This window comes from Jeongeupia chitinilytica, from assembly GCF_014652315.1.
In the GTDB taxonomy this organism is placed as follows: domain Bacteria; phylum Pseudomonadota; class Gammaproteobacteria; order Burkholderiales; family Chitinibacteraceae; genus Jeongeupia; species Jeongeupia chitinilytica.
In genome coordinates this window covers 455495-479794 of the sequence record NZ_BMYO01000002.1, presented here as the reverse complement: position 1 = coordinate 479794, position 24300 = coordinate 455495, and the positions used below count along the sequence as shown (strand labels likewise).

At 64.0% G+C, this 24300-nt stretch carries 24 protein-coding genes; 8 read left to right on the top strand and 16 right to left on the bottom strand.

The features are described from left to right. Positions 1–110: 110 nt before the first annotated feature. Genes IE097_RS05375 through IE097_RS05360 form a run of 4 tightly spaced genes read left to right on the top strand, consistent with a single transcriptional unit; the run spans position 111 to position 3491 of the window. The gene (locus IE097_RS05375) at positions 111–1346 is read left to right on the top strand and encodes a lipoprotein-releasing ABC transporter permease subunit (protein ID WP_189459110.1); all 1236 of its coding nucleotides are present in this window, start codon (positions 111–113) and stop codon (positions 1344–1346) included. Next, positions 1339–2025, top strand: coding sequence for a lipoprotein-releasing ABC transporter ATP-binding protein LolD (gene lolD, locus IE097_RS05370; protein ID WP_189459109.1), 687 nt, complete (start codon positions 1339–1341; stop codon positions 2023–2025). Before IE097_RS05375 ends, lolD begins: the two co-directional genes overlap by 8 nt. Positions 2026–2028: 3 nt before the next feature. Continuing rightward, positions 2029–2598: a potassium channel family protein gene (locus tag IE097_RS05365; protein ID WP_229797439.1), complete on the top strand. Its 570-nt coding sequence runs from the start codon at positions 2029–2031 to the stop codon at positions 2596–2598. Positions 2599–2600: 2 nt separating this feature from the next. Then, complete coding sequence (locus IE097_RS05360; RefSeq protein ID WP_189459108.1) at positions 2601–3491, top strand: histone deacetylase family protein; 891 nt, start codon at positions 2601–2603, stop codon at positions 3489–3491. Between the two features lie 10 nt (positions 3492–3501). Here the strand turns inward: IE097_RS05360 and IE097_RS05355 are convergent, their stop codons facing one another. Beyond that, positions 3502–3831: a hypothetical protein gene (locus IE097_RS05355; RefSeq protein ID WP_189459107.1), complete on the bottom strand. Its 330-nt coding sequence runs from the start codon at positions 3829–3831 to the stop codon at positions 3502–3504. Between the two features lie 321 nt (positions 3832–4152). Here IE097_RS05355 and IE097_RS05350 point away from each other — a divergent pair, with 321 nt between their 5' ends. The 4 genes from IE097_RS05350 (at position 4153) to IE097_RS05335 (ending at position 8902) form a co-directional block, all read left to right on the top strand. Then, complete coding sequence (locus tag IE097_RS05350; protein WP_189459106.1) at positions 4153–5433, top strand: M23 family metallopeptidase; 1281 nt, start codon at positions 4153–4155, stop codon at positions 5431–5433. 9 nt (positions 5434–5442) lie between these two features. Then, positions 5443–6543, top strand: a complete 1101-nt coding sequence (locus tag IE097_RS05345) for an anhydro-N-acetylmuramic acid kinase (protein WP_189459105.1) — start codon at positions 5443–5445, stop codon at positions 6541–6543. A gap of 116 nt (positions 6544–6659) precedes the next feature. Beyond that, positions 6660–8540, top strand: a complete 1881-nt coding sequence (locus IE097_RS05340) for an MFS transporter (RefSeq protein ID WP_189459104.1) — start codon at positions 6660–6662, stop codon at positions 8538–8540. A 38-nt stretch (positions 8541–8578) separates the two neighbouring features. Next, a complete protein-coding gene (locus IE097_RS05335) occupies positions 8579–8902 on the top strand; it encodes a hypothetical protein (protein ID WP_189459103.1) in 324 nt (107 codons plus the stop codon). A 37-nt stretch (positions 8903–8939) separates the two neighbouring features. Here IE097_RS05335 and IE097_RS05330 read toward each other — a convergent pair whose 3' ends face one another. The 15 genes from IE097_RS05330 to IE097_RS05260 form a co-directional block, all read right to left on the bottom strand. Continuing rightward, on the bottom strand, positions 8940–9293 hold the full coding sequence (locus IE097_RS05330) for a hypothetical protein (protein ID WP_189459102.1): 354 nt from the start codon (positions 9291–9293) through the stop codon (positions 8940–8942). 14 nt (positions 9294–9307) lie between these two features. Then, positions 9308–9634 (bottom strand): nitrite reductase small subunit NirD, encoded by a 327-nt coding sequence (gene nirD / locus IE097_RS05325; protein WP_189459101.1) that lies wholly within the window; start codon positions 9632–9634, stop codon positions 9308–9310. 59 nt (positions 9635–9693) lie between these two features. Beyond that, a complete protein-coding gene (gene nirB / locus IE097_RS05320) occupies positions 9694–12120 on the bottom strand; it encodes a nitrite reductase large subunit NirB (protein WP_189459100.1) in 2427 nt (808 codons plus the stop codon). A gap of 246 nt (positions 12121–12366) precedes the next feature. Further along, positions 12367–12744, bottom strand: a complete 378-nt coding sequence (locus tag IE097_RS19265; protein WP_189459099.1) for a CstA-like transporter-associated (seleno)protein — start codon at positions 12742–12744, stop codon at positions 12367–12369. Further along, positions 12737–14806: a carbon starvation CstA family protein gene (locus IE097_RS05310; RefSeq protein WP_189459098.1), complete on the bottom strand. Its 2070-nt coding sequence runs from the start codon at positions 14804–14806 to the stop codon at positions 12737–12739. The genes IE097_RS19265 and IE097_RS05310 overlap by 8 nt, the downstream gene beginning before the upstream one ends. 134 nt (positions 14807–14940) lie before the next feature. Continuing rightward, positions 14941–15267, bottom strand: coding sequence for a DMT family transporter (locus IE097_RS05305; RefSeq protein ID WP_229797438.1), 327 nt, complete (start codon positions 15265–15267; stop codon positions 14941–14943). A gap of 127 nt (positions 15268–15394) precedes the next feature. Then, complete coding sequence (locus IE097_RS05300; RefSeq protein WP_189459096.1) at positions 15395–16570, bottom strand: O-succinylhomoserine sulfhydrylase; 1176 nt, start codon at positions 16568–16570, stop codon at positions 15395–15397. A 106-nt stretch (positions 16571–16676) separates the two neighbouring features. Continuing rightward, on the bottom strand, positions 16677–18221 hold the full coding sequence (purF, locus tag IE097_RS05295; RefSeq protein WP_189459095.1) for an amidophosphoribosyltransferase: 1545 nt from the start codon (positions 18219–18221) through the stop codon (positions 16677–16679). A 28-nt stretch (positions 18222–18249) separates the two neighbouring features. Then, complete coding sequence (locus tag IE097_RS05290; RefSeq protein ID WP_189459094.1) at positions 18250–18741, bottom strand: CvpA family protein; 492 nt, start codon at positions 18739–18741, stop codon at positions 18250–18252. A gap of 3 nt (positions 18742–18744) precedes the next feature. Continuing rightward, on the bottom strand, positions 18745–19389 hold the full coding sequence (locus IE097_RS05285) for an SPOR domain-containing protein (RefSeq protein WP_189459093.1): 645 nt from the start codon (positions 19387–19389) through the stop codon (positions 18745–18747). A gap of 83 nt (positions 19390–19472) precedes the next feature. Further along, positions 19473–20750 carry a bifunctional tetrahydrofolate synthase/dihydrofolate synthase gene (gene folC / locus IE097_RS05280; RefSeq protein WP_189459092.1) on the bottom strand — a complete coding sequence of 426 codons (1278 nt, stop codon included), beginning with the start codon at positions 20748–20750 and terminating at the stop codon, positions 19473–19475. After that, a complete protein-coding gene (gene accD / locus IE097_RS05275; RefSeq protein WP_189459091.1) occupies positions 20750–21619 on the bottom strand; it encodes an acetyl-CoA carboxylase, carboxyltransferase subunit beta in 870 nt (289 codons plus the stop codon). The genes folC and accD overlap by 1 nt, the downstream gene beginning before the upstream one ends. Before the next feature lie 16 nt (positions 21620–21635). Further along, positions 21636–22439, bottom strand: coding sequence for a tryptophan synthase subunit alpha (gene trpA, locus IE097_RS05270; RefSeq protein WP_189459090.1), 804 nt, complete (start codon positions 22437–22439; stop codon positions 21636–21638). 52 nt (positions 22440–22491) lie between these two features. After that, the gene (gene trpB / locus IE097_RS05265) at positions 22492–23652 is read right to left on the bottom strand and encodes a tryptophan synthase subunit beta (RefSeq protein WP_189459089.1); all 1161 of its coding nucleotides are present in this window, start codon (positions 23650–23652) and stop codon (positions 22492–22494) included. Continuing rightward, on the bottom strand, positions 23642–24286 hold the full coding sequence (locus IE097_RS05260; protein WP_189459205.1) for a phosphoribosylanthranilate isomerase: 645 nt from the start codon (positions 24284–24286) through the stop codon (positions 23642–23644). The genes trpB and IE097_RS05260 overlap by 11 nt, the downstream gene beginning before the upstream one ends. Positions 24287–24300 lie beyond the last annotated feature (14 nt).

Genomic DNA, 24300 nt, shown 5'->3' with positions numbered 1-24300 from the left:
CGCTTCTTGGAAGCCAACGTTCAACGAAAGCGGACGCCAAGCGACTAATCACGTCCGAACCGGCAAGGACACTGTGCTAAAATCCGCGCCTCCGTCCCTCGGCCTGGGCCATGTACGAACTCCTGATCGGCCTGCGCTACACGCGGGCCAAACGCCGCAACGGCTTCATTTCCTTCATCTCGCTGGTTTCCATTCTCGGCATCACGCTCGGCGTTGCGGCGCTGATCATCGTGCTCTCGGTGATGAACGGTTTTCAGGAGGAAGTCCGCGACCGGATTCTCGGCATGGCTGCGCACGTGCAGATCACGGGCGCCGACAATCGTCTGCCCGACTGGCACCAGGCCGCCGCCGACGCCAGACAGAATCCGCACGTCCGTTCGGCCGCGCCTTACGTGCTCGGCCAGGGACTGCTGGCGAACGGCAGCCAGGTCAAGGGCACGATCATCCGCGGCATCGATCCGGCGCTCGAGCCGACGGTCAGCGAGGCCGCCAACAAGATGCTCGCCGGGCGCCTCAGCGACCTCCAGGACGGCCAGTTCAACATCGTGCTCGGCTGGCAGCTCGCCGCCGAACTGGGCGTGCGCGCCGGCGACAAGATCACCCTGATCACGCCGCAAGGTCAGGTCACCCCTGCCGGGCTGATTCCGCGCTTCCGCCAGTTCCTCGTCGTAGGGGTCTTCCGCGCCGACTACTATCCGTACGACGCCGGCCTCGCCTTCATCCACATCGGCGACGCGCAGAAACTGTTCCGCACCGGTGACGACGTCAGCGGGTTGCGCCTGAAGCTCGACGACCTGTTCAACGCCCGCAGCGTAGCCCGCGACCTCGGCCGGACGATGCCGTCGCTGCTGGTCAGCGACTGGTCGCAGGAAAACCCGACCTATTTCCGCGCGGTCGAAATCGAGAAGCGGATGATGTTCATCATCCTGACGCTGATCGTCGCCGTCGCCGCGTTCAACCTCGTCTCGACCCTCGTGATGGTGGTCACCGACAAGCAGGCCGACATCGCCATCCTGCGCACGCTCGGCGCCTCGCCCGGGTCGATCATGAAGATCTTCGTCATCCAGGGCGCGATTTCCGGCTTTTTCGGCACGCTGTGCGGCGTGCTCGGCGGGGTGCTGGTTGCCAGCAATCTCGACGTCATCATTCCGTTCATCGAACGCGTCATCGGCACCCGCATCCTTTCGCCCGACGTTTACCTGATCACCGAACTGCCGTCGAAGATCATTCCGGGCGACGTCACGACGATTGCGGTGATTTCGCTGGTCCTGTCGCTGGCCGCGACGCTGTACCCGAGCTGGCGTGCCAGCCGCATCAACCCGGCGGAGGCACTGCGTTATGAATAAGCCCATCCTCAGCGCCCAGGGTCTGGTCAAGCACTACCGTGGCGGCAAACTCGACACGCCGGTACTCGAAGGCGTCGACTTCAGCCTTGAGGCCGGCGACACCGCCGCCATCGTCGGCGCGTCCGGCTCGGGCAAATCGACGCTGCTGCATTGCCTTGGCGGCCTGGATACACCGAGCGGCGGCAGCGTGCGCATCGGCGATACCAACCCGTTTGCACTGAACGAGGCCGCCCGCGGCGAGCTGCGCAACCGCAAGCTGGGTTTCGTCTACCAGTTCCACCACCTGCTGGCCGAATTTTCCGCAGAGGAAAACGTCGCCATGCCGCTACTGATCCGTCGTGAACCGAAGGACACCGCCTTCGCCGCAGCGCGCGAGATGCTCAAGCGTGTCGGCCTGGGCCACCGACTGCACCACAAGCCGGGCGAGCTGTCCGGCGGCGAGCGCCAGCGCGCCGCCATCGCCCGCGCACTGGTCAACCAGCCCGCCTGCGTGCTGGCCGACGAACCGACCGGCAACCTCGATCGCGGCACCGCCGAATCGGTGTTTGCACTGATGCTCGAACTCAACCGCGACCTGCAGACGAGCTTCGTCATCGTCACCCACGACCCGTCGCTCGCCCAGCGCTGCCGCCTGCAGTACCACCTCGCCGACGGCCGGCTCGGACCGCTGCAGGCCTGAGCCGTGCTGCGCATCCGCCGCACCGACCGGCTGGGGCTGATTGCCGCGCTGATCTCCATCGTGCTGGCGTTGCTGCTGACGCTGCTGGTCTACAAGCATCATGGCCGCGCCTTCACGCTCGACAATTACCATTGGGTGCGCTCGATGGTCTGGCTGCTGTTTGTCGTTCAGATCGGCGCCCTGATGACGAGCATGGCCGCCAAACGCCTGCACAGCCTGCCGGCACTGGTCCGGCTCTACGGCGGATTGATCCTTCAGTTCGCACTGATCTACTACGCACTGGCGCTGTTCGACTTCGACAACAACGCCTTTGCCGGCATGCACGACCTGCACGTCTACGATCCGGATACGCCGCTGGCGTTCTTCGGCGGCGCGCTGAAGACCTTTCTGGACTGCCTGCACTTCAGCATCGTCACCTCGGCCACCGTCGGCTATGGCGACATCTATCCACGCGACTGGCTGGCGCGGCTGCTCACCGACGTGCACATCCTCTCGGCCACCGGCGTCGCCGTGGTCGGTTTCGGCCGCTACTTCGCCGGCCACGGCAAGCCCGGGCAGGACGCGCCCCGCTGACCATGCGCATTGTCCGGACCGACCAGTTCCCCCTGCCGTTGCCGGAGGGCCACCGTTTTCCGGCCGAAAAGTACCGCCTGCTGTACGAGGCGGTGGCCGAAGCCGCAGGCGCCGTGTTTGTCGAGGCACCACGCGCCGGCAACGACGAACTCGGCTGCGCACATACCGCCGAGTACCTGCACAAGCTCGAAACCGGTTCGCTGAGCCGGGCCGAGGAAAGGGCGATCGGTCTGCCCTGGTCGGTTGCGCTGGTCGAGCGTTCGCGCCGTTCGACCGGCGCAACGATTGCAGCCTGCCGTGCCGCGCTCGAAGACGGCATTGCAGCCAGCCTTGCCGGCGGCACACACCATGCCTATGCCGAGCGCGGCAGCGGGTTCTGCGTGTTCAACGACAGTGCAGTCGCCCTTCGCCTGCTGCAGCGCGAACGGGCCATCCGGCGCGCACTGGTCATCGACCTCGACGTCCATCAGGGCAACGGCACGGCGGCAATTCTGGCCGGCGACCCGGCGCTGTATACGTTTTCGATGCACGGCGCCGGCAACTTCCCGTTCCAGAAGGAAGTCAGCGACCATGATGTCGAGCTGCCGGACGGCTGTGGCGACGACGCCTACCTCGACCGTCTGGCTCACGAGCTGCCGAGCCTGTTCGCGGCGAGCTGGCCCGACCTCGTGATTTACCTGTCCGGCGCCGATGCCTATCAGGGCGACCGGCTGGGCCGGCTGGCGCTGTCCCGCGCTGGTCTGGCCGAACGCGACGCGATGGTGCTCGACAGCTGCAACCGTTACGGCGTGCCGGTTGCGGTCACCATGGGCGGCGGCTATGCCGTCCCCATCACCGACACGGTTGCCATTCACGCGGCAACGATTGCTGCCGCACTGGCCCGCGCACGCTGAAGCCGCCGGCTCAGCTCAGCCAGTAGACCAGTCGCTGGCTCCAGCTCAGCGACTGCCACCAGTCTTCGCCCAGCGCGAGGATCGCCAGCCCGTGATCGGAGAGGAACCACGCCCGGACGCCATTGGGCCAGTCCTGCGCGGCGATCCAGCCGTTGCGGCGGAAGTACCCGAGCCACAGCGCGGCTTCGGCGCCGTAACCGTCCAGATAGGTGGTAATCGCCAGCGGCCCGGCTTCGAGAATGGGGTAACCAAGACGCATGCGGCGCATGACGCCCAGCGCGCGGCGCGGCCGTGGAATGCGGTTCTGAAGGGCGCCGGAGACGAAAAGTCCATTCTTCATCAAGACCTTACATTTTCACTACGTCATATTGGCGAGCGTGAATATCACCGGTGTAGCACCAATGACGGGCGGCGCGGTCCACCTTCAGGGCTTTGTACAGCCAGCCGGCCGGAACGCAGTGTTTGCGTCAGAACATTTCCCCGGCTGAAAGTGACGACCGAAAGCAACGCCCGCCGGCATTTCTGCCTGCGCAAGCCCTTGGAAAAAGCTTCGTATGTCTTTGTGATATAAGGATTTTTAGGAAAAATAAGGGTTGGCAAAACCCGATTGACGCTGATAACTTCCGTCCTGATCCTGAAATCCGAACACCGTCAGAAAACGATGTCGAACACACCACAACACCCGCCCCACCTGCCGCTACTGTGGCTTGCGGCAGCCATTGCAATCCCTGTTTCGCTGACCGTCACCGCCTATGGTGTCGCCGAGTACGGCCCGCAGGAAACCGTGCAGGTTCACCCTGTGACGCAATCGCTGCCGACGCCCGAACTGGTCGGGCAGATCGCCACGACCCCGTTGCGTCAGGACGATGTCGTCCGCAGCGGCGATACCCTGGCACGCGTGCTGGCGAGACTGTCGGTCGACGACCCGGCTGCGCTCGACTACCTGCGCCGCACCCCTGCCGCCCGCGGCTTCTTCGACCTGACGCCGGGTCGCAGCGTCCATGCGGTGATCGCCCGGGACGGCAAGCTCAACGAACTCGCTTACCTCGGCAACGACGAACAACGGCTGACCCTGCGCCGCGATGGCGAAGGTTTTCGCGTCGAAACCACCCAAGTCCCGCTGGTGCAGTCCACCGCGTACGGCGGCGGCAGGCTCAGCGGCGACGCAGGCAGCGCCATCGCCCGACTCGACCTGCCGGCCCCGGTCCGCCAGCAGCTGGCCGCACTGTTCGACAACGGCGACCAGCGGCAGCTCGGCGCCGGCAGCCGCTACAGCGTGGTCTACGAGACCTTCCAGCAGGACGGGCTGACCGTACGCACCGGCCGCATCCTCGCCGCCTCGTTCAGCGACGGCAAGACGCTGCAGCGCGCCTTCTGGTTCCAGCCGGAAGGCCAGCCCGGCGGCTACTACACCGAGGATGGCGCCAGCGCAGCGGCACGTTTCCTGCGCTATCCGACCGACTTCACCCACGTTTCGTCCGGCTTCGGCGTCCGCCTGCATCCGGTCCTGAAGCGCCGGATCGGGCACGAAGGCGTCGATCTGGCCGCACCGACCGGCACGCCGGTCTATGCGGCCGGCAACGGCAAGCTGGTCAAGTACGGCCGCGAGGGCGCCTACGGCAACATGGCGGAAATCCGCCACGACGGCCGTTACCAGACCGTCTACGCCCACATGAGCAAGTTCGCCGGCGGGCTCAAGGCCGGCAGCACCGTCACCAAGGGCCAGTTGATCGGTTACGTCGGCAGTACCGGCCGCTCGACCGGCTCGCACCTGCACTTCGAATTCCGCATCAACGACCAACCGGTCGACCCTTTGGCAGTAAAATTGCCGGCCGACGCGGCGCTGGGCAAAAACTGGCTTGCCGCATTCAAACAACAGACCACCCCGCTGGGTGAACAGCTGGCACTGCTGGACGGCTCGAGACTGGCCAGCATCCGCTAACGAGGAAGCATGGCGCGCCCGCAACTGCTGATCGGCCTGATGACAGGCACCAGTCTGGACGGCGTCGATGCCGTTCTCGTCGATCTTTCGAACGCACAGCCGGTGCTGCTTGCGGCGCAAGGCAGCCCGCTGCCCGAGGCCTTGCGGCACGACCTGCTCACCCTGCAGGCGCCGTCGCCGGATGAAATCGACCTGGCCTGGCGTGCCGGAAACGGCCTGGCCGACTGCTATGCCGATGCGGTTGCCGCACTGCTGTCGCAGGCTGGCGTCGATGCCGCCGACGTCATTGCCATCGGCAATCACGGCCAGACCGTCCGCCATCGTCCCGAACGCGGCTATACGATCCAGCTCGGCAATCACGCCCGGCTGGCCGAGCGCTGCGGCATCACCGTCGTTGGCGACTTCCGCTCGCGCGACGTTGCCGCCGGCGGTCAGGGTGCACCGCTGGTGCCGGCCTTCCACCACGCAATCCTTGCCGATACGCATCGGCACCGCGTGATCGTCAACATCGGCGGCATTGCCAACCTGACCGACCTGCCTCGCAACGGCGACGTTTCCGGCTACGACACCGGCCCCGGCAACGTGCTGATGGACCTGTGGATCCACCGCCACCGTAGCGAGCGCTACGATGCAGCTGGCGCCTGGGCGGCCGGCGGCACGGTCCTCGACGCGCTGCTCGCACAGCTGCTGGCCGAACCGTATCTGGCACTCGCTGCACCGAAAAGCACCGGACGCGACCTGTTCCACGCCGGCTGGCTCGACGCGCAACTGACCGGCCGCAACGACGCGCCGGCCGACGTCATGGCCACACTGACCGCCTATACCGCACGCACCATCGCCGACGCGATCCGCACCACCGCACCCGGCGTCGACGACGTGTTCGTCTGTGGCGGCGGTGCGCACAATCCGACCCTGCTGGCGATGCTGGGCGACGCCCTGCCCGGCGTCGGCATCGCCAGTACGGCCGTCCTCGGCGTCGATCCCGACTGGGTCGAGGCAATCGCGTTTGCCTGGCTGGCCCAGCGCTGCCTTGCAGGCGCCAGCGGCAACGTTCCTGCGGTCACCGGTGCAGCCGGCCCGCGCGTGCTCGGGGCGATCTGGCCAGCCTGAACGCCGCACATCGCGCATACGGCAAGGCGTAAGTAAGCACGATGCAACCGGCAAGGATTTCACCAGCGCTCTAGGGTAGACTTGCCGCCGGATTGTCATCTACCGGACCCGCGCCGATGTCGCACCCCAACCAGTTCGACCTGTTCCGCAGCCGCCGCTTCCTGCCGCTGTTCGTCACGCAGTTTTTCGGCGCGTTCAACGACAACCTGTTCAAGAACGCGCTGCTGGTGATGATCGCCTTCCACGGCCTGTCGGCCGCGGGCATGGGTGCGGCCACACTGGTCAACGCGGCCGCCGGCATCTTCATCCTGCCGTTCTTCCTGTTCTCCGCCTTTGCCGGACAACTGGCCGAAAAATACGACAAGGCGATCCTGGCGCGCTGGATCAAGCTCCTCGAAATCCTCATCATGTTTGCCGCCGGTTACGGCTTCGCCACGCACGATGCAGCGGTACTGATGGGCTGCCTGTTCATGATGGGCGTGCACTCGACGCTGTTCGGTCCGCTCAAGTACTCGATCCTGCCGCAGTACCTGAAGCCGCAGGAGCTGCTCGGCGGCAACGGCCTGATCGAGATGGGCACCTTCATCGCCATCCTGCTGGGCCAGATCGCCGGCACGCTGATCATCAGCCACCAGCCGCACGGCGAGATGCTGATCATCTGGGCGTGCGTCGGCGTCGCCGTGCTCGGCTGGCTCACCAGCCGCAGCATGCCGTCGGCACCACCGCCGGCTGCAACACTGCCGATCAACTGGAACGTCATCGGCGAAAGCTGGCACATCATCGCCCATGTCAAAAAGAACAAGACCGTCTTCAACAGCCTGCTCGGCATTTCGTGGTTCTGGTTCTTCGGCGCGGTCTATCTGACCCAGTTGCCCGAAGTCGCCAAAACCGTGCTGCACGGCGATGCACAGGTCTACACGCTGCTGATCACGCTGTTCTCGGTCGGCGTCGGTGTCGGTTCGATGCTGTGCGAACGCCTGTCGGGGCGCTCGATCGAACTCGGTCTGGTGCCGTTCGGCTCGATCGGCCTGTCGCTGTTCGGCGTCGACCTGTACTTCGCGCTCGCCAGCGCACCGGCCGGCCAGTACGAACTGATGAGTTTCATCAGCGCAGCCGGCCACTGGCGCGTGATGGCCGACATCCTGCTGCTCGGCGTGTTCGGCGGCTTCTTCATCGTGCCGCTGTATGCCCTGATCCAGGTGCGCTCCGAACCCGGCTTCACCTCGCGCGCCATCGCCGCCAACAACATCCTCAACGCCTTCTTCATGGTCGTCGCTGCCGGCATGAGCATCGTCCTGCTCAAGGCCGGCATGTCGATCAAGGGGCTGCTGCTGACCGTGGCCCTGATGAACGTTGCCGTCGCGATCTACATCTACTCGCTGATTCCCGAGTTCATGATGCGCTTCCAGGTGTGGATTCTCACCCACCTGCTCTACCGGATTCGCGCACAGGGCCTCGACAACATTCCGGAAACGGGCCCCTGCGTGCTGGTGTGCAACCACGTCAGTTTCATGGATGCCATGGTGCTCGCCGGCCGCGTACGCCGGCCGATCCGCTTCGTGATGGACCACCGCATTTTCAACATCCCGGTCCTCAATTTCATTTTCCGAACTGCCGGAGCCATCCCGATCGCACCGGTGCGCGAGGATGCCACCCTGAAAGACAAGGCCTTCGACCGCGTCGCCGAATACCTCGAAGTCGGCGAGGTCGTCTGCATTTTCCCCGAAGGCAAGATCACCAAGGACGGCGAAATGAACCGCTTCAAGCCGGGCATCGAGGAAATCATCCGCCGCACCCCGGTACCGGTTATCCCGATGGCGCTGCAGGGCCTGTGGGGCAGCTTCTTCAGCCGCAAGGACGGTGCCGCGATGATGAAGTGGCCACGCGGCATCTGGTCGAAAATCGGGGTGAATGTGGGAGAGCCGGTGGCGCCGGAAGCGGTCACGCGTACGCTGCTGGAAGCGCAAGTCGCACAACTGCGTGGGGACTGGAAGTGATGCGTGTATTGGTATCAGGTACTCGGCAAGAAGGAAGGATGAAGCCGTTTCTTACCGGCACAAAAGCGGCGTTGCTGCTTTCCCTGCTTGCAAGCCCGGCCCACGCGTACCAGTTCCGGTCGGGCGCGCTGGTCGACGAATCCAGCAGTTACGAGGACAGGGTTTCCTTTGGCCCCATCAACAGATTCAGTCAGCAGCGCCGTGCAATCCAGATTCCCAAAGCATATGGTCGACTGCTTTCGATCTCCACCGAGAACAGTTCGACAACCATGTGGTTCGAGTCGATCGAAGGACAAATTCGCAATGTCATTATCGACGGTTCGACACCGGTGATCGTCATCCGGACCGGGGACGCACAGTAAGACGATCCATGGAAAAGCCGCCCTTGGGCGGCTTTTTCTATCGTGGCAGCACATTCAACCTGCACTTGAAGAACTTGCTGTTCAGGTACTCGGTGAGGGCTTGATTGCCCTCATCCACCACCGAACCACTCGTATCGTGGCAACGCCAGACAAACTGCTCGCTCAGACGGATGGTGCCGTCCAGATCGGCGCTCACCAGCCAGCGGGCAAACTGCTGGCCATCCTCCGAGTCCGACCACGTTTTCGACGCGCAGACTTCATCCGGCAATCCGTTCAGCACCACAGCCATCACGGCCTGATCATGGTTGGCGGCCTGCTGCCAGTCACCCTCGATGCCCGGATAGACCGCTTGCGGCGTGGTCGTCGGGTCGATGAACAGTCGGTATCCCATCTCGTTGTCTCCCTTCAGTCGACGGCCAGCCAGACCGTATCGTCGCGCAGTTCGACCTTGTGGCAAGGCGTGTGGCCTTCGTCCGGCGCCTGCGCCTGGCCGGTCTGCAGGCTGATCTTGAAATTGTGCAGCGGGCAGGCGACGGTATCACCGTACACCAACCCGTGCGACAGCGCGCCGCCCTTGTGCGGACAGTGGTCATCGAGCGCGAATACCCGGTTGTCGAGCGTGCGGAACAGCGCAATATCGGTCTTGCCTTCGCGCTTGACGACGCGGGCGCCCTGCGCCGGAATGTCGTCGAGTTTGCAGATGGATTGCCATTGATTCTTATCGGCGCTCATGTCGGTTTTCCTTGGTCGGCCCGCCGCATGAGCGGCAGGCATCAATCGGTATCGCTCGGTCAGACGGTCAGGTCGGTGAAGCGGGCTGCCGCATCGGCACCCAGCTGTGCCTGCCACGGGTCCGGCTCGCCGGCGAGCGCCAGTTGCAGTCGCGCCCACAGCGCCTTGCGGTTGGTTGCGTCCTCCAGCACTTTGGACTTGATGTAGTCGAGGCCGACGCGTCCCATGTAGTGCACCGTGCGCTCGAGGTAATACGCCTCTTCACGATAGAGCTGCAACACCGCACCCGAGTACTCGAGCACCTCTTCCTCGGTTTTCACCTTGGTGAAGAACTCGGCCACTTCGGTCTTGATGCCGCCGTTGCCACCGATATAGATTTCCCAGCCCGAATCGACGGCGATGATGCCGACGTCCTTGATCCCGGCTTCGGCGCAGTTGCGCGGGCAACCCGAGACGGCGAGCTTGACCTTGTGCGGCGCCCACATCCGGTCGAAGGCCTTTTCCAGCGCGATGCCCATGCCGGTCGAATCCTGTGTGCCGAAGCGGCAGAACTGCTTGCCGACGCAGGTCTTCACCGTGCGCAGGCCCTTGGCGTAGCCCATGCCGCACGGCATGTCGAGCTCGCGCCACATCTGCGGCAAGTCCTCTTTCTTCACACCGAGCAGGTCGAGCCGCTGACCACCGGTGACCTTGACCATCTTGACGTTGAACTTGTCGGCCACGTCGGCAATCTTGCGCAGCTCGGCCGGGCTGGTCACCCCGCCCCACATGCGCGGAATCACGCTGAAGGTGCTGTCCTTCTGCACGTTGGCATGCACGCGCTCGTTCACGAGACGCGCCTGCGGATCATCCTTGGCCTCGCCAGGCCAGGTCGAGATCAGGTAGTAGTTCAGCGCCGGACGGCAGGTCGGGCAGCCGTCCGGGGTTTTCCAGTGCAGCGCCTTCATCGTGTCGGCCAGCGTCACCAGATGCTGCTCGCGGATCGCTTCGCGTACTTCGCCATGGGTGTGGTCGGTACAGCCGCACAGCGACTTGCGCTTCGGTGCGTCCTGGAACGAACTGCCGACGGTGCTCATCAGCACCTGCTCGACCAGACCGGTACAGGAGCCGCACGAGGCGCCGGCCTTGGTGTGCTTCTTGACGTCGTCGACGGTGAACAGGCCCTTTTCCTTGATCGCCTTGACCAGTACGCCCTTGGTGACGCCGTTGCAGCCGCAGATTTCGGCGTCGTCCGGCAGTGCGGCGGCGCGGCTGGCACCCGAAGTGCCGTGGTCACCCAGATCGCGCGGCGGCCCGAACAGCAGCTGGCTGCGCAGGTCGGCCAGATCGCGCTCCTGCCGCAGCAGCTGGAAGTACCAGGCGCCATCGCTTGTGTCGCCGTACAGACAGGCGCCGACGAGCTTGTTGTCGCGCACGATCAGCCGCTTGTAGACGCCGCCGGCCGGGTCGGACAGCACGATTTCGTCGCAGTTCTCGCCGCCCATGAATTCGCCGGCGCTGAACAGGTCGATGCCGGTGACCTTGAGCTTGGTCGACGTCGTCGTGCCGGTGTAGCGCTGCTTGCCGCAACCACCGAGCTGGTTGCCCAGCACCTTGGCCATCTCGAACAACGGTGCGACCAGTCCGTATGACACGCCACGGTGGTTGACACACTCGCCGACGGCGTAGACATGTTCGTCGCTGGTCGCCAGCGTATCGTCGACGACGATACCGTTGCTGACTTCGATGCCGGCCTCGCGCGCCAGATCGGCGTTCGGCACGATGCCGACGGCCATCACCACGAGATCGGCCGGAATCAGCTCGCCCGATTCGAGCCGCACGCCGGTCACATGACCGTTTTCACCGACGAGCGCCTGCGTCTTGGCACCCAGCTTGAGTTTCAGCCCGCGCTCGGCCAGCGATTTTTCCAGCAGCCGGCCGGCGGTTTCGTCGAGCTGGCGGTTCAGCAACCAGTCGCCGAGGTGGATCACCGTCACGTCCATGCCGCGCAGCTTCAGCCCGTGTGCGGCTTCCAGCCCCAGCAGGCCGCCGCCGATCACCACCGCGTGGCGATGCAGCGCCGCGGCAACGATCATCTTCTCGGTGTCCTTGATGTCGCGGAAACCGATCACGCCGTCGAGTTCGGCCCCCGGCACCGGCAGCATGAAGGGGCGCGAGCCGGTCGCAATCAGCAGCTTGTCGTAGGCAATCGCCTCGCTGGCGGCGGTATGGACCTCGCGGCGCTCGCGGTCGATCCGCGTTGCGGCACAGCCTTTGACCAGCCGGACGCCGTGTTCGGCATACCAGTCGAGATCGTTGAGGATGATGTCCTTGAGCTTCTGCTCGCCGGCCAGAATCGGCGAGAGCTGGATGCGGTTGTAGTTGCCCCAGGGTTCGTCACCGATCACGGTGATCTCGTAGCGGTCCTTGTCGTGCTTGAGGATTTCCTCGAGCGTGCGGATGCCCGCCATGCCGTTGCCGATCAGTACCAGTCGCTGCTTTTGCATTCGTCACTCCTTGGCTGACACCGCCGCGCGCGCGGGGTGATGCATTGAAGAGATGATCGCGAATTCGCGGCACTTAGGACAAGTAAATACCGACGACGGAAAATTGACTGAAATCAACGACTTCTGTTCGTCTAGTCACTTGGAACTAGACCGGATCGCTTCACCTAGGCCACCCGGCCTAGGCGCAAGCGGCCTAAAGGAAAACGCCGCCTTGCGGCGGCGTTTTTTCCATCCCGAACCGGGCGATCAGCAAGGGCACTTGCCGCCGCCGGCCCGGTCGGCACTCGGAAAGCGCGCTTCCAGGCAGTAGCGGTAAAAATCCTCGCGACTCATTGGAGTCGCATCCGGGTGCTGGCTGCGCATGTGCTCGACGTAGTACTCGTAGTCGTGCACCCCCACCATCAGGCGGCAGGTCTGCACGACCTTCTTCGCCGCATCCTTGAGTCCTGACAGCCAGTCCGAGCCGAGACTGTAGCGCTCGAACTCCGCACGGCTCATCGGTGTACCGGCCGCGTGACGCCGCTGGTGATCGAGCAGGTAACGCTGGTACTCGTCGCCTTCATCGATGGCTTTTGGTGGCGCAGGCTCGCGCCGACCACCGGTCAGGAAGGAAAGATCAAGCATTGGCGGAAGCCTCGTTGCGCAGCTGGACCTCGGCCTCGCGCACCGTCGGATGACGTGCGGCCAGTGCACGACGGATGTTGAAGAACGCAGCGACCAGCATTACCACGGCAACCAGCATGAAGAAGCCGCACAGCGTGGCGTTGATCTGGTTGTTGAAGGCGATGCGCTGCATGTCCTCGACCGTCTTCGCCGGCGCGATGATCGTGCCGCTGGCGGCGGCCGCGTTGAACTTGTCGGCCACGGCGAGGAAGCCGATCTTCGGATTGGCGCTGAAGATCTTTTCCCAGCCGGCGCTCATCGAGGTGATGAACAGCCAGACCGTCGGCACCACCGTCACCCACGCATAGCGCTCCTTCTTCATCTTGAACAGCACGACGGTACCGAGGATCAGTGCCATCGATGCCAGCATCTGGTTGCCGATGCCGAACAGCGGCCACAGCGTATTGATGCCGCCCAGCGGGTCGACGACGCCCTGGTAGACGAAGAAACCCCAACCGGCAACGGCCACCGTGGTCCCGACCATATTGCCGAGCCAGCTGCGGCTCTTGCCCAGAGACGGAATCGCCACGCCGGCCAGATCCTGCACCATGAAGCGGCAGGCCCGCGTACCGGCATCGACGGCGGTCAGGATGAACAGGGCTTCGAAGAGGATGGCGAAGTGGTACCAGAACGCCATCATCGCGCGGCTGTTGAAGATGTCGGTGATGATGTGGGCCATGCCGACGGCAAAGGTCGGTGCCCCGCCGGCACGCGACAGGATCGAGTGCTCGCCGACCTCCTTGGCGATCTGCACCAGCATGTCCGGCGTAACGACAAAACCCCAGCCGTTGATCACTTCCGAGGCCGATTCGACCGTCTTGCCGATCACGGCGGCCGGCGAGTTCAGCGCGAAGTACACACCCGGGTCGATCACCGAGGCGCAGATCAGCGCCATGATGGCAACGAACGACTCCATCAGCATGCCGCCGTAACCGATCATGCGCATGTGGCTTTCGCGCTCGACCAGCTTCGGCGTCGTACCCGACGACACCAGTGCATGGAAACCCGAAATCGAGCCGCAGGCGATGGTGATGAACAGGAACGGGAACAGGCTGCCCGAGAACACGGGGCCGGTTCCGTCGATGAAGCGGGTGATCGCCGGCATTTTCAGCTCCGGCGCGGCGAACACGATGCCGACCGCCAGACCGACGATGACGCCGATCTTGAGGAAGGTCGACAGATAGTCACGCGGTGCCAGCAGCAGCCACACCGGCAGCACCGAGGCGACGAAACCGTAGATCACCAGCGCCCAGACGAGCTGGGTGCCGTGCAGCGTGAACATCGGGCCCCAGACCGGGCTGTGGGCGATGTCTTCGCCGTAGACGATGGCCAGCATCATCAGGATGAAGCCGATGACCGAGATCTCGCCGATGCGGCCCGGACGGATGTAGCGCATGTACACGCCCATGAACAGCGCGATCGGAATCGTCGCGGCGATGGTGAACGTGCCCCACGGGCTGTCGGCCAGCGCCTTCACGACGATCAGCGCCAGCGCCGACAGGATGATGATCATCACGCCGAGCGCACCGAGCATCACCACCACGCCGGCAAACGGACCCAGCTCCTGCTTGGCCATTTCGCCGAGCGACCGGCCGTCGCGACGGGTCGAGATGAACAACACCAGAAAATCCTGCACCGCACCGGCAATCATCACGCCGATCAGGATCCACAGCGTACCGGGCAGATAGCCCATCTGTGCGGCGAGGATCGGCCCGACCAGCGGACCGGCACCGGCGATCGCGGCGAAATGGTGGCCGAACAGCACCCACTTGTTTGTCGGCACGTAGTCGAGGCCGTCGTTGCGACGTTCGGCCGGCGTCATCCGGCGATCGTCGAGCTCGAACACCTTGCTGGCGATGAACGAGCTGTAGAAGCGGTAGGCAATGCTATAGCAGGCAACCGCCGCGACGACCATCCACACGGCGTTGACGTGCTCTCCCCGGTTCAGCGCCAGCACCCCAAAGGCGAATGCCCCTGCGATGGCGACGGCGAGCCAGATCAGTTTTGATTTGAGCGTACTCATCCTGTCTCCGAGTCATGAAGTTCATTGCGTCCGGGAGGCGCAATGTAGTCATTTTTATGAAACTACAACAGACAGGATGATCCGCCGCCGCGCAGGCGGCGAAACATAAGCAATTTCCCTGGGTGAAAACCGGCTCAGCCCAGTTTCAAACCGATGATGCCGGCCAGAATCAGCAGCACCGAGGCGGCACGCCAGAGGTTGAACGGCTCGTGAAACCAGACGATGCCGAGCGCGACCGTTCCGAGCGTACCGATGCCGACCCAGATCGCATACGCCGTACCGAGTGGCAGATGCTTCACCGCGTACGCAAGCAGGCCCATGCTCGCGGTCAATGTCAGTACGAAGACGAGCGACGGCAGCGGCCGGCTGAAACCGTGCGAAGCCTTCAGGGCAAGCGCCCAGGCGACTTCGAACAGACCGGCGAGAACGAGGGAAACCCAAGGAACGAGAGAGGCAGACACGGCCATTTCCTTTGCGAAGGTCGGGGCCGTCCCCGGATGTGACAGGCAGTGACGGGTCGTCCCGTCACCGGAGAATGCGGGCCCAGCATATCGGGTGCCGGCCCCGCAGGACAGTGAATCGTGGTGCTCAGCCCAGACCGAGCGCGAGATCGGCAGTCAGGTCATCGATGTGTTCGAGACCGACGGCAATCCGGATCAGCCCGTCGCGAATGCCGGCGGCTGCGCGCGCCTCCGGGGTCAGCCGGCCGTGCGTCGTCGAAGCCGGATGCGTGATCGTCGTACGCACGTCGCCCAGATTGGCCGTCCGGCTCATCAGCTGCACGGCGTCGACGAGCCTCCAGGCCGCATCCTTGCCACCCTTGAGTTCGAACGACACCACACCGCCGCCGCCCGTTTGCTGCCGCATCGCCAGCGCGTGCTGCGGGTGGCTGGCCAGCCCCGGATAATAGACGCGCTCGACTGCAGGGTGCGCCTCCAGCCAGGCTGCCAGCTTCAGTGCGTTGTCGCAGTGCGCACGCATGCGCAGCGGCAGCGTCTCCATGCCCTTGAGCAGCACCCAGGCATTGAACGCCGACAGGGTCGGACCGGACGTGCGCAGGAACAGGTAGACCGGCTCGACGAACTCGGACTTGCCGACGACCGCACCGCCGAGCACCCGCCCCTGGCCATCCAGATACTTGGTTGCCGAATGGATGACGATGTCCGCACCCAGCGCCAGCGGCTGCTGCAGGATCGGCGAGCAAAAACAGTTGTCGACCGCCAGCAAGGCGCCATTGGCGTGGGCAATTTCGGCGATCGCAGCAACGTCGGCGACATCGGTCAGCGGGTTCGACGGTGTTTCAAGAAAGAACAGCCTGGTATTCGGCCGCACGCCAGCCGACCAGTCAGCCGGATCGGTCGGCTTGGCGTAGCTGACTTCCACGCCGAACTTGGTCATGTAGTTGTTGAAAAACTGGATCGTCGAACCGAACAGGCCGGCCGACGCGAGGATATGGTCGCCCGCCTTCAGATGCGCCATGCACAGACCAAGAATCGCGCTCATTCCGGAGGCAGTGGCCACCGCACGTTCTGCGCCTTCCAGCGCTGCAAGCCGGTCTTCGAACGCGGTCACGGTCGGGTTGGTAAAGCGCGAGTAGGTATAGCCCGGAATCTGGCCACCGAACTTCAGCGCAGCATCCTCGGCGCTGTCGACGACGAAACTCGACGTCAGGAACAGTGCGTCGGAATGTTCGCCAAATTCGGTACGGTGGGTGCCGGCGCGGACGGCCAGCGTATCGGGGTGAAGATCGGTGCGGTCGGTCATTTCGGCATCCTGTATCGGCTTGCGTTTTCTGGCGTTCACATGCAACAAGGGCCGGAGAAGATCCCGCGGCCCTTGATATGCATGACGCTTCTTTGATCTGGGGTTATTAGATCAAATTCTGCTCGGCAACGCCAATATTGAGGTCGAGCACACGGCTGTCCGCATCCCCTTCCTTGGTCTTGGTCGACAGCGGCGACAGGCGCTTGGCTTCCAGCGCATCGAGGTAGGCATCGGTAATGTCACCGGTGATGTAGCGGCCGTCGAAACAGGAGGTTTCGAACTCGGTGATGGCACCGCCGCTTGCGTCGGAACAGGCCTGAACCAGTGCGGACAGGTCCTGGTAGATCACCGCATCGGCACCGATCTCTTCGGCAATCTGTTCGTGCGTGCGCCCGGTGGCGATCAGCTCGGCACGGGTCGGCATGTCGATGCCGTAAACGTGCGGATACATGACCGGTGGCGCGGCCGACGCAAGGTAGACCTTCCTGGCGCCGACATCGCGGACCATCTGGACGATTTCCTTCGACGTCGTACCGCGAACGATCGAATCGTCGACGAGCAGCACGTTCTTGCCGCGGAACTCGCCGGCGATCGGGTTGAGCTTCTGCCGCACCGACTTCTTGCGGCTGGCCTGCCCCGGCATGATGAAGGTCCGGCCGATATACCGGTTCTTCATGAAGCCTTCGCGGTACGGCAGATCCAGCGTATTGGCCAGTTCGAGCGCCGCATCGCGGCTGGTATCCGGAATCGGAATCACCACGTCGATGTCCATCGCCGGCACCATCGCACGCACCTTGTCGGCAAGCTGCTCGCCCATCTTCAGTCGGGCCTCGTGTACCGAAATCCCGTCGATCACGCTGTCCGGACGGGCAAAGTAAACGTGCTCGAAAATGCACGGCACGAGTTTCGGGGCAGGATGGCACTGACGGCTGTGGAACTCGCCGTCGAAGCTGACGTAGATCGCCTCGCCTGGTGCAACATCGCGCCAGAACTTGAAGCCCATGGTGTCGAGCACGACCGACTCGCTGGCAACGAGGTACTCGGTCCCTTCCGGAGTTTCGTGCCGCCCCAGCGACAGCGGCCGGATGCCGTGCGGATCGCGGAATGCAACCAGCCCGAAACCGGCGATCAGTGCGACCACGGCGTAAGCGCCGCGAACCCGGGAATGGACCGCCTCGATCGCATCGAAAACGATTTTCGGTGTCAGGATCGGTCCCTGGGTGCGACGGCTGATTTCGTGGGCAAACACGTTCAGCAGTGCTTCGGAATCGGAATTGGTGTTGATGTGCCGCAGGTCGCTGCGGTACATGTCGTCCTTCAGCGCCTTGTCGTTGGTCAGGTTGCCGTTGTGCGCGAGCACGATGCCGAACGGGCTGTTGACGTAGAACGGCTGCGATTCGGCCAGGCTCGACGCCGAGCCGGCGGTCGGGTAGCGCACATGGCCGATGCCGGCATTGCCGAGCAGCGAACGCATGTTGCGGGTACGGAAGACATCACGAACCAGACCCTGGCCCTTGTGCATGTGGAAGACATGCCCTTCGGCGCTGACGATGCCTGCGGCATCCTGCCCCCGGTGCTGCAGGACCAGCAGCCCGTCGTACAACAACTGATTCACCGGGGTTTTGGCGACCACGCCCACGATGCCACACATAGCAGAACCTCGATACTTGGTAAAACCTTCAATCGAACGACACGTGCCCGGCCAGCGACTCGGGTAGCCACGGCAGTGTCATTCGCGCCGCCTGTTCGAACAGCGGACTGAACATCGCATCACGCCACAATTCGGTCTTCGGCAAACCGGTCAACCCGGCCGCCAGCACCAGCAGCACGACAAACAGGCTTCCGCGCACCAGTCCGAACACCGAGCCCAGCAGGCGATCGACAGGCTTGAGCCCGGTCGCCTTGAGGAACTGGTTCAGCGTGATCCGCACAATGGCAGTCAACAGCCAGGCAGCACAGAAAATCGATATCAGCGCTGCCAGATAGCGCAATCCTTCATTCGGCAACGCAGCCGGCATGTGAATGGACATGGGGGCGGCATAGTTCAATGCAAGCCAGGCCGAGATCACCCAGCCCGCCAGTGCCAGCAGCTCCTGCGTCAGGCCGCGCATGACCGACAGCAGGATCGACAGGCCGAGAATGGCGAGTACCGCGTAATCGAAACCGGTCATGACTTATTTGCTGACCAACCGGGCAGAGACACCCAGCGCGTCGAGCTTCTGCTGCCAGTTCCGGACCGTGCCTTGGTCTTCCGGTCCGACCCGCACGCGGGTCAGCGCCCCCTTGTCGGTGCTGACGGTTTCACCATAGGCCGGAATGCCCGCTTCCTTGAGCTTGGAAATCATTTCCTGCGCCTTGGCCTTGTCGGCGTAGGCGCCCAGTTGCAGGTAGTACTGACGTGCATTGCCCTTCTTGCTTGCATCATCGTCAAGCCCAGCCAGGATGCGTGCTGGATCCTTCGCCGGTGTCGCTTCGTGCCGCTCGGCGTTTGCCTTGGCATCCTTGGCCGGTACCGGTGAAGGCTTGGGCGTCGGCGTCGGCTTTCGCTCCAGCTGCGGATTCACGAGCTTGCCCGGCAACAGCGCGGCATTGTCCTGTTCGATGACCGGAGAGGACGACTCGGGAATCGGCTGAGGCAGGGAAGCGACAGGTTGCGGCGTCACCTCGTTCGCGGCCATTGCAGGGGAACTGGCCGCCGCGGCCACCGTCGATGCGGAAGGAGCGCTGGCAATGATTTCGACCGGTGCGGCACCGTGGTTGAGCGCTGCCGGCGGCTCGCCATCCATGACGGTCCACAGCACGATCAGCGAAAACAGCACGAGAGCGACCGCTCCGACCAGCCGGCGCCGTGCCCGTTTACGCAATTGCAGAAGTTCTTCGCTGACGTTTTCTCGAGCCATACTCAGCGTCCACGCGCCGCCAGAACTTCGGCAACGGTGTAAAAGGAGCCAAAGGCGAGGATTCTATCACCATCCCCGGCCTGCCGTACGGCACCCTGCCAGGCTGCCGCGACCGAATCATAACGCGATAGCGTCGCTTGCGGCGCGGCTGCGGCGACGATCCCGGCCAGGACGTCGGCACTCGCCGCACGTGGCAAGGCCGGCGCGGCAAGGTGCCAGTGATCGACCTTTTCCTTCAGCAAATCCACTACGGCGGCAATGTCCTTGTCGGCCATCATGCCGAACACCGCATGCCGGTTGGCGGCAAACCCCATCTGGTCCAGCGCGGCAGCAAGTGCCTTGGCTGCATGCGGATTGTGCGCAACGTCGAGCACGACCTGAGGCCGGCCGGGCAGCACCTGACAGCGCGCCGGCCACTCGACTTCAAGCAGGCCGCGCTTGATCTGGCCGATCGATACCGGCAACCGGTCGCGCAAGGCATCCAGCATCGCCATTGCCAGCGCGGCATTGCCAAGCTGATACGCGCCGCGCAGCGCCGGCAGCGGCAACGCATGACGCCGCTGAACGGCAGTCCAGCACATCCACTGATTGCCTTCGGCCTCGCGCTGGTAACCAAAATCCTTGCCGATCAGTTGCAGTGGCGCGCCGACGGCGGCAGCGTGGTCGGTCAGGCTTTGCGGCGGATTCGGATCGGCACAGAACGCCGGACGGCCGCGCCGGAAGATGCCTGCCTTTTCGAAACCGATCGACTCGCGATCATTACCGAGAAACGCCTGGTGATCCAGGTCGATGCTGACGATACCGGCCACATCGGCATCGAAAACGTTGACGGCATCGAGTCGGCCGCCGAGACCGACTTCGAGCACGGCAACATCGACACCCGCTGCCATGAAACAGTGCATGGCGGCGAGCAGGTTGAACTCGAAGTAGCTCAGCGAAACGTCGCCGCGCGCAGCCTCGATCGCCCGGAACGCAGCCACGATGGCTTCGTCGGACACCGGTGCCAGGCCGACGGCAATCCGTTCGTTGTAGCGTTGCAGGTGCGGCGAGGTGAACGTCCCGACGCGATAACCTGCCGCATGCAGCGTGGTCGACAGAAAGGCACAGACCGAGCCCTTGCCGTTTGTACCGCCGACGGTCAGCAGCGGAAAGCCGGGCTGCAGACCCATGGCGTTGCGCACCGCATCGACACGGGTCAGGCCCATGTCGATTTCGGCGTGATGCGCATGCTCGAGGTGTTGCAGCCAGGCGTCCAGCGTCTCGGCGTCGAACCGGGACATCAGGCGCCCACCGCCGCCTGCTTTTGCAGCAGCGTCAACAGCTGAGCAAGCTGCTGACGCATGTCACGACGGTCGACGATGCGGTCGATCGCGCCCTTTTCGAGCAGGAACTCCGAACGCTGGAAGCCTTCCGGCAACGTTTCGCGCACGGTCTGCTCGATCACGCGCGGACCGGCAAAGCCAATCAGGGCACCCGGCTCGGCCAGCACCACATCGCCCAGGAAGGCGAACGACGCCGACACGCCGCCCATGGTCGGGTCGACCAGGATCGAAATGAACGGCAGGCGCTGATCGGCCAGCTTGGTCAGAATGGCCGAGGTCTTGGCCATCTGCATCAGCGAGTTCAGACCTTCCTGCATCCGCGCGCCACCCGAAGCGGCGATGCAGATGAAGGGCAGATTGTTTTCCAGCGCGTTCTTCACGCCGCGCACGAAACGCTCGCCGACGACCGAACCCATCGAGCCGTTGACGAAACCGTATTCGAACACCGCCAGCACGACCGGCACGGTCTGGATGGCGCCCTGCACCACGACCAGCGCCTCGTCCTCGTCGGAGCTTTTCTTGAAGTTCTCGAGCTGTTCGCTGTAGCGCTTGGCCGCCTTGAACTTGAGGATGTCGACCGCCTGTACCTCGGCGCCGATCTCGAAGCGGCCCTCTGCGTCGAGCAGCAGGTCAACGCGACGGCGCGCCGAAATCCGGTTGTGGTAGCTGCACTTCGGGCAAACGTCGAGATTGTTCTCGAGATCGGTCCGGTACAGCACCGAGCCGCACGCCGAGCACTTGTGCCACAGGCCTTCCGGCACGGCGGACTTGGAACCGGGCTCGCGGCTCTTGATCTTCGGAGGCAGGAGTTTCTGCAACCAACTCATCGTGAATCTCCTTGTTTCAGCGGCGCGCAGTATCCATCGCGGCGCGGACGCTGGCAAGGAATTCCGTCAGCCGTGCGGCCAGACCGGCCTCGCCAGCCTCGACTTCCTGCACCAGACGCGAACCGATCACCACCGCATCGGCCACGGCCGCCACGGCACGCGCCGACTCGGGATCGCGAATGCCGAAACCGACGCCGACCGGCACCGACAGATACGACTGCAGCTCGGCCAGCTTGGCGGCCACGCTGGCGACGTCGAGCGTCGCCGCACCGGTCACGCCCTTGAGCGAAACATAGTAGACGTAGCCGCTGGCGAGCCGTTCAACCGCCTGGATACGGCTGACAGGCGTGGTCGGCGCCAGCAGGAAAATCGGATCGATGCCGTGGCGCTTGAATGTTGCCGCACACTCCTCGGCCTCTTCGGGCGGCAGATCGACGGTCAGCACGCCGTCGACACCGGCAGCGACTGCAGCCTGCGCAAATACCTGGTACCCCATGGCCTCGACCGGATTCGCGTAGCCCATCAGAACGACCGGCGTCCCGGCATCGGTCTTGCGGAACTCGGCCACCATGCCGAGTACGTCGCGCAAGCTCACGCCGTGCGCCAGGGCGCGTTCGGACGCACGCTGGATGACCGGACCATCGGCCATCGGATCGGAAAACGGCACGCCCAGCTCGATCACATCGGCGCCACCCTTGACGAGGGCGTGCATCAGCTCGACGGTCAAACCGGGACGCGGGTCACCGGCGGTAATGAATGGAATCAGCGCCTGACGACAATCAGCCTTCAGGGCTGCAAGGGTCTTCTGGATACGGGACATGGATATCGAACCATCTAGTAATGCGCGGGCGCCTTCCGGCGCCCGCCGGTGATCAGAGCTGAATGCCGTCGAGCTTGGCAATCGTCGGAATGTCCTTGTCGCCACGACCGGACAGGTTGACCAGCAGCACCTGGTCCTTGGCCATGGTCGGCGCGATCTTGGCGGCATGGGCCAGTGCGTGGCTCGACTCGAGCGCAGGAATGATGCCTTCGAAGCGGCACAGGTCGTGGAAGGCTTTCAGCGCTTCGTCATCGTTGATCGCGACATACTCGGCGCGGCCGATGTCCTTGAGATAGCTGTGCTCCGGACCCACGCCCGGATAGTCGAGACCGGCGGAGACCGAATGCGTTTCGACGATCTGGCCGTTCGCATCCTGCATCAGGTAGGAACGCTGCCCGTGCAGCACACCCACCTTGGCATTGGTCGTCAGCGGCGCCGCATGCTGCCCGGTCTCGACGCCGTGCCCGCCCGCCTCGACGCCGATCAGCCGTACACCCGGCACTTCGACGTAAGGATGGAAATGGCGCCCGATCATGTCCTGCATCTGCACCTTGGCTTCCTCGCCGATCACGCACTGGAAATCGCGCACCAGCGTCGGATACGGATGCGGGCCCGCGCACGTACCGATGATGTAGTAGGTCGAATCCACGTTGGTGACCCAGTCACGCATGGCTTCGTTCATCGCGTCTTTCAGCGTTTTGCTACCCGAGGTCACCGGCACGACGGTCGCGCCCAGCAGCTTCATCCGGTAAACGTTCGGCGACTGCCGGGCCACGTCTTCCGCCCCCATGTAGACCACGCACTCGAGGCCGTAACGTGCGGCCACCGTTGCCGAGGCGACGCCATGCTGACCGGCGCCGGTTTCGGCAATCACGCGCTTCTTGCCCATGCGGCGCGCCAGCAGCGCCTGGCCAATGGTGTTGTTGACCTTGTGTGCGCCGGTGTGATTCAGGTCTTCGCGCTTCAGGTAGATCTGCGCCCCGCCGAGCAGCTCGGACCAGCGCTTGGCGTGGTAGACCGGACTGGGGCGGCCGACATAGTGGGCGAGTTCGTAGCGGTACTCGGCCATGAAGTCCGGATCGGCGATGGCCTTTTCGTACTCGACGCGCAGCTCGTCGAGTGCCGCCATCAGCGTTTCTGCGACATAGATGCCGCCGTGCTGGCCGAAATGGCCACGTGCGTCGGGCTGGTTGTAGCGAAGCTTATCGTTCATCAGTCGTCTCGGTTGCAGCCCGATGCGCCGCCCGGATAAAGGCAGCCACCCTGGCCAGATCTTTTACACCCTTGCTGAGTTCGACGCCGCTGGACACATCCAGCGCCCAAGGTCGAACCTGCTCAACGGCCTGCGCGACATTGTCCGGATGCAGGCCGCCGGAAAGAATCAGCGGCAGCACCAGATCGTTCGGCAGCAAGGCCCAGTCGAACGCCTCGCCGGTCCCGCCCGGCACGCCGGGCACATAGGCATCGACCAGCAGGCCACGGGCATCGTGATAGCGCTTGGCGCATTCTACCAAATCCGTATCCGGTTTTACCCTTAGTGCCTTGATATACGGACGACCGAACTGCCGGCAGTACTCCGGCGACTCGTCGCCGTGAAACTGCAGCAGATCGAGCGGCACCTGCCGCAGCACGTCGCGTACGTAGTCGGGCGCGGCATCGACAAACAGGCCGACACTGGAAACGAAGGCCGGCAATGCCGCCACGATACGGGCTGCGGCCGTCGCATCGACACAGCGCGGGCTCGGCGCGTAGAACACCAGACCGATCGCGTCCGCCCCCAGCCTTGCTGTCGCGACCGCCGTCTCCACGTCGCGCAATCCGCAAATCTTGACTCTGGGAAACACCATTACACGCTCCGCAT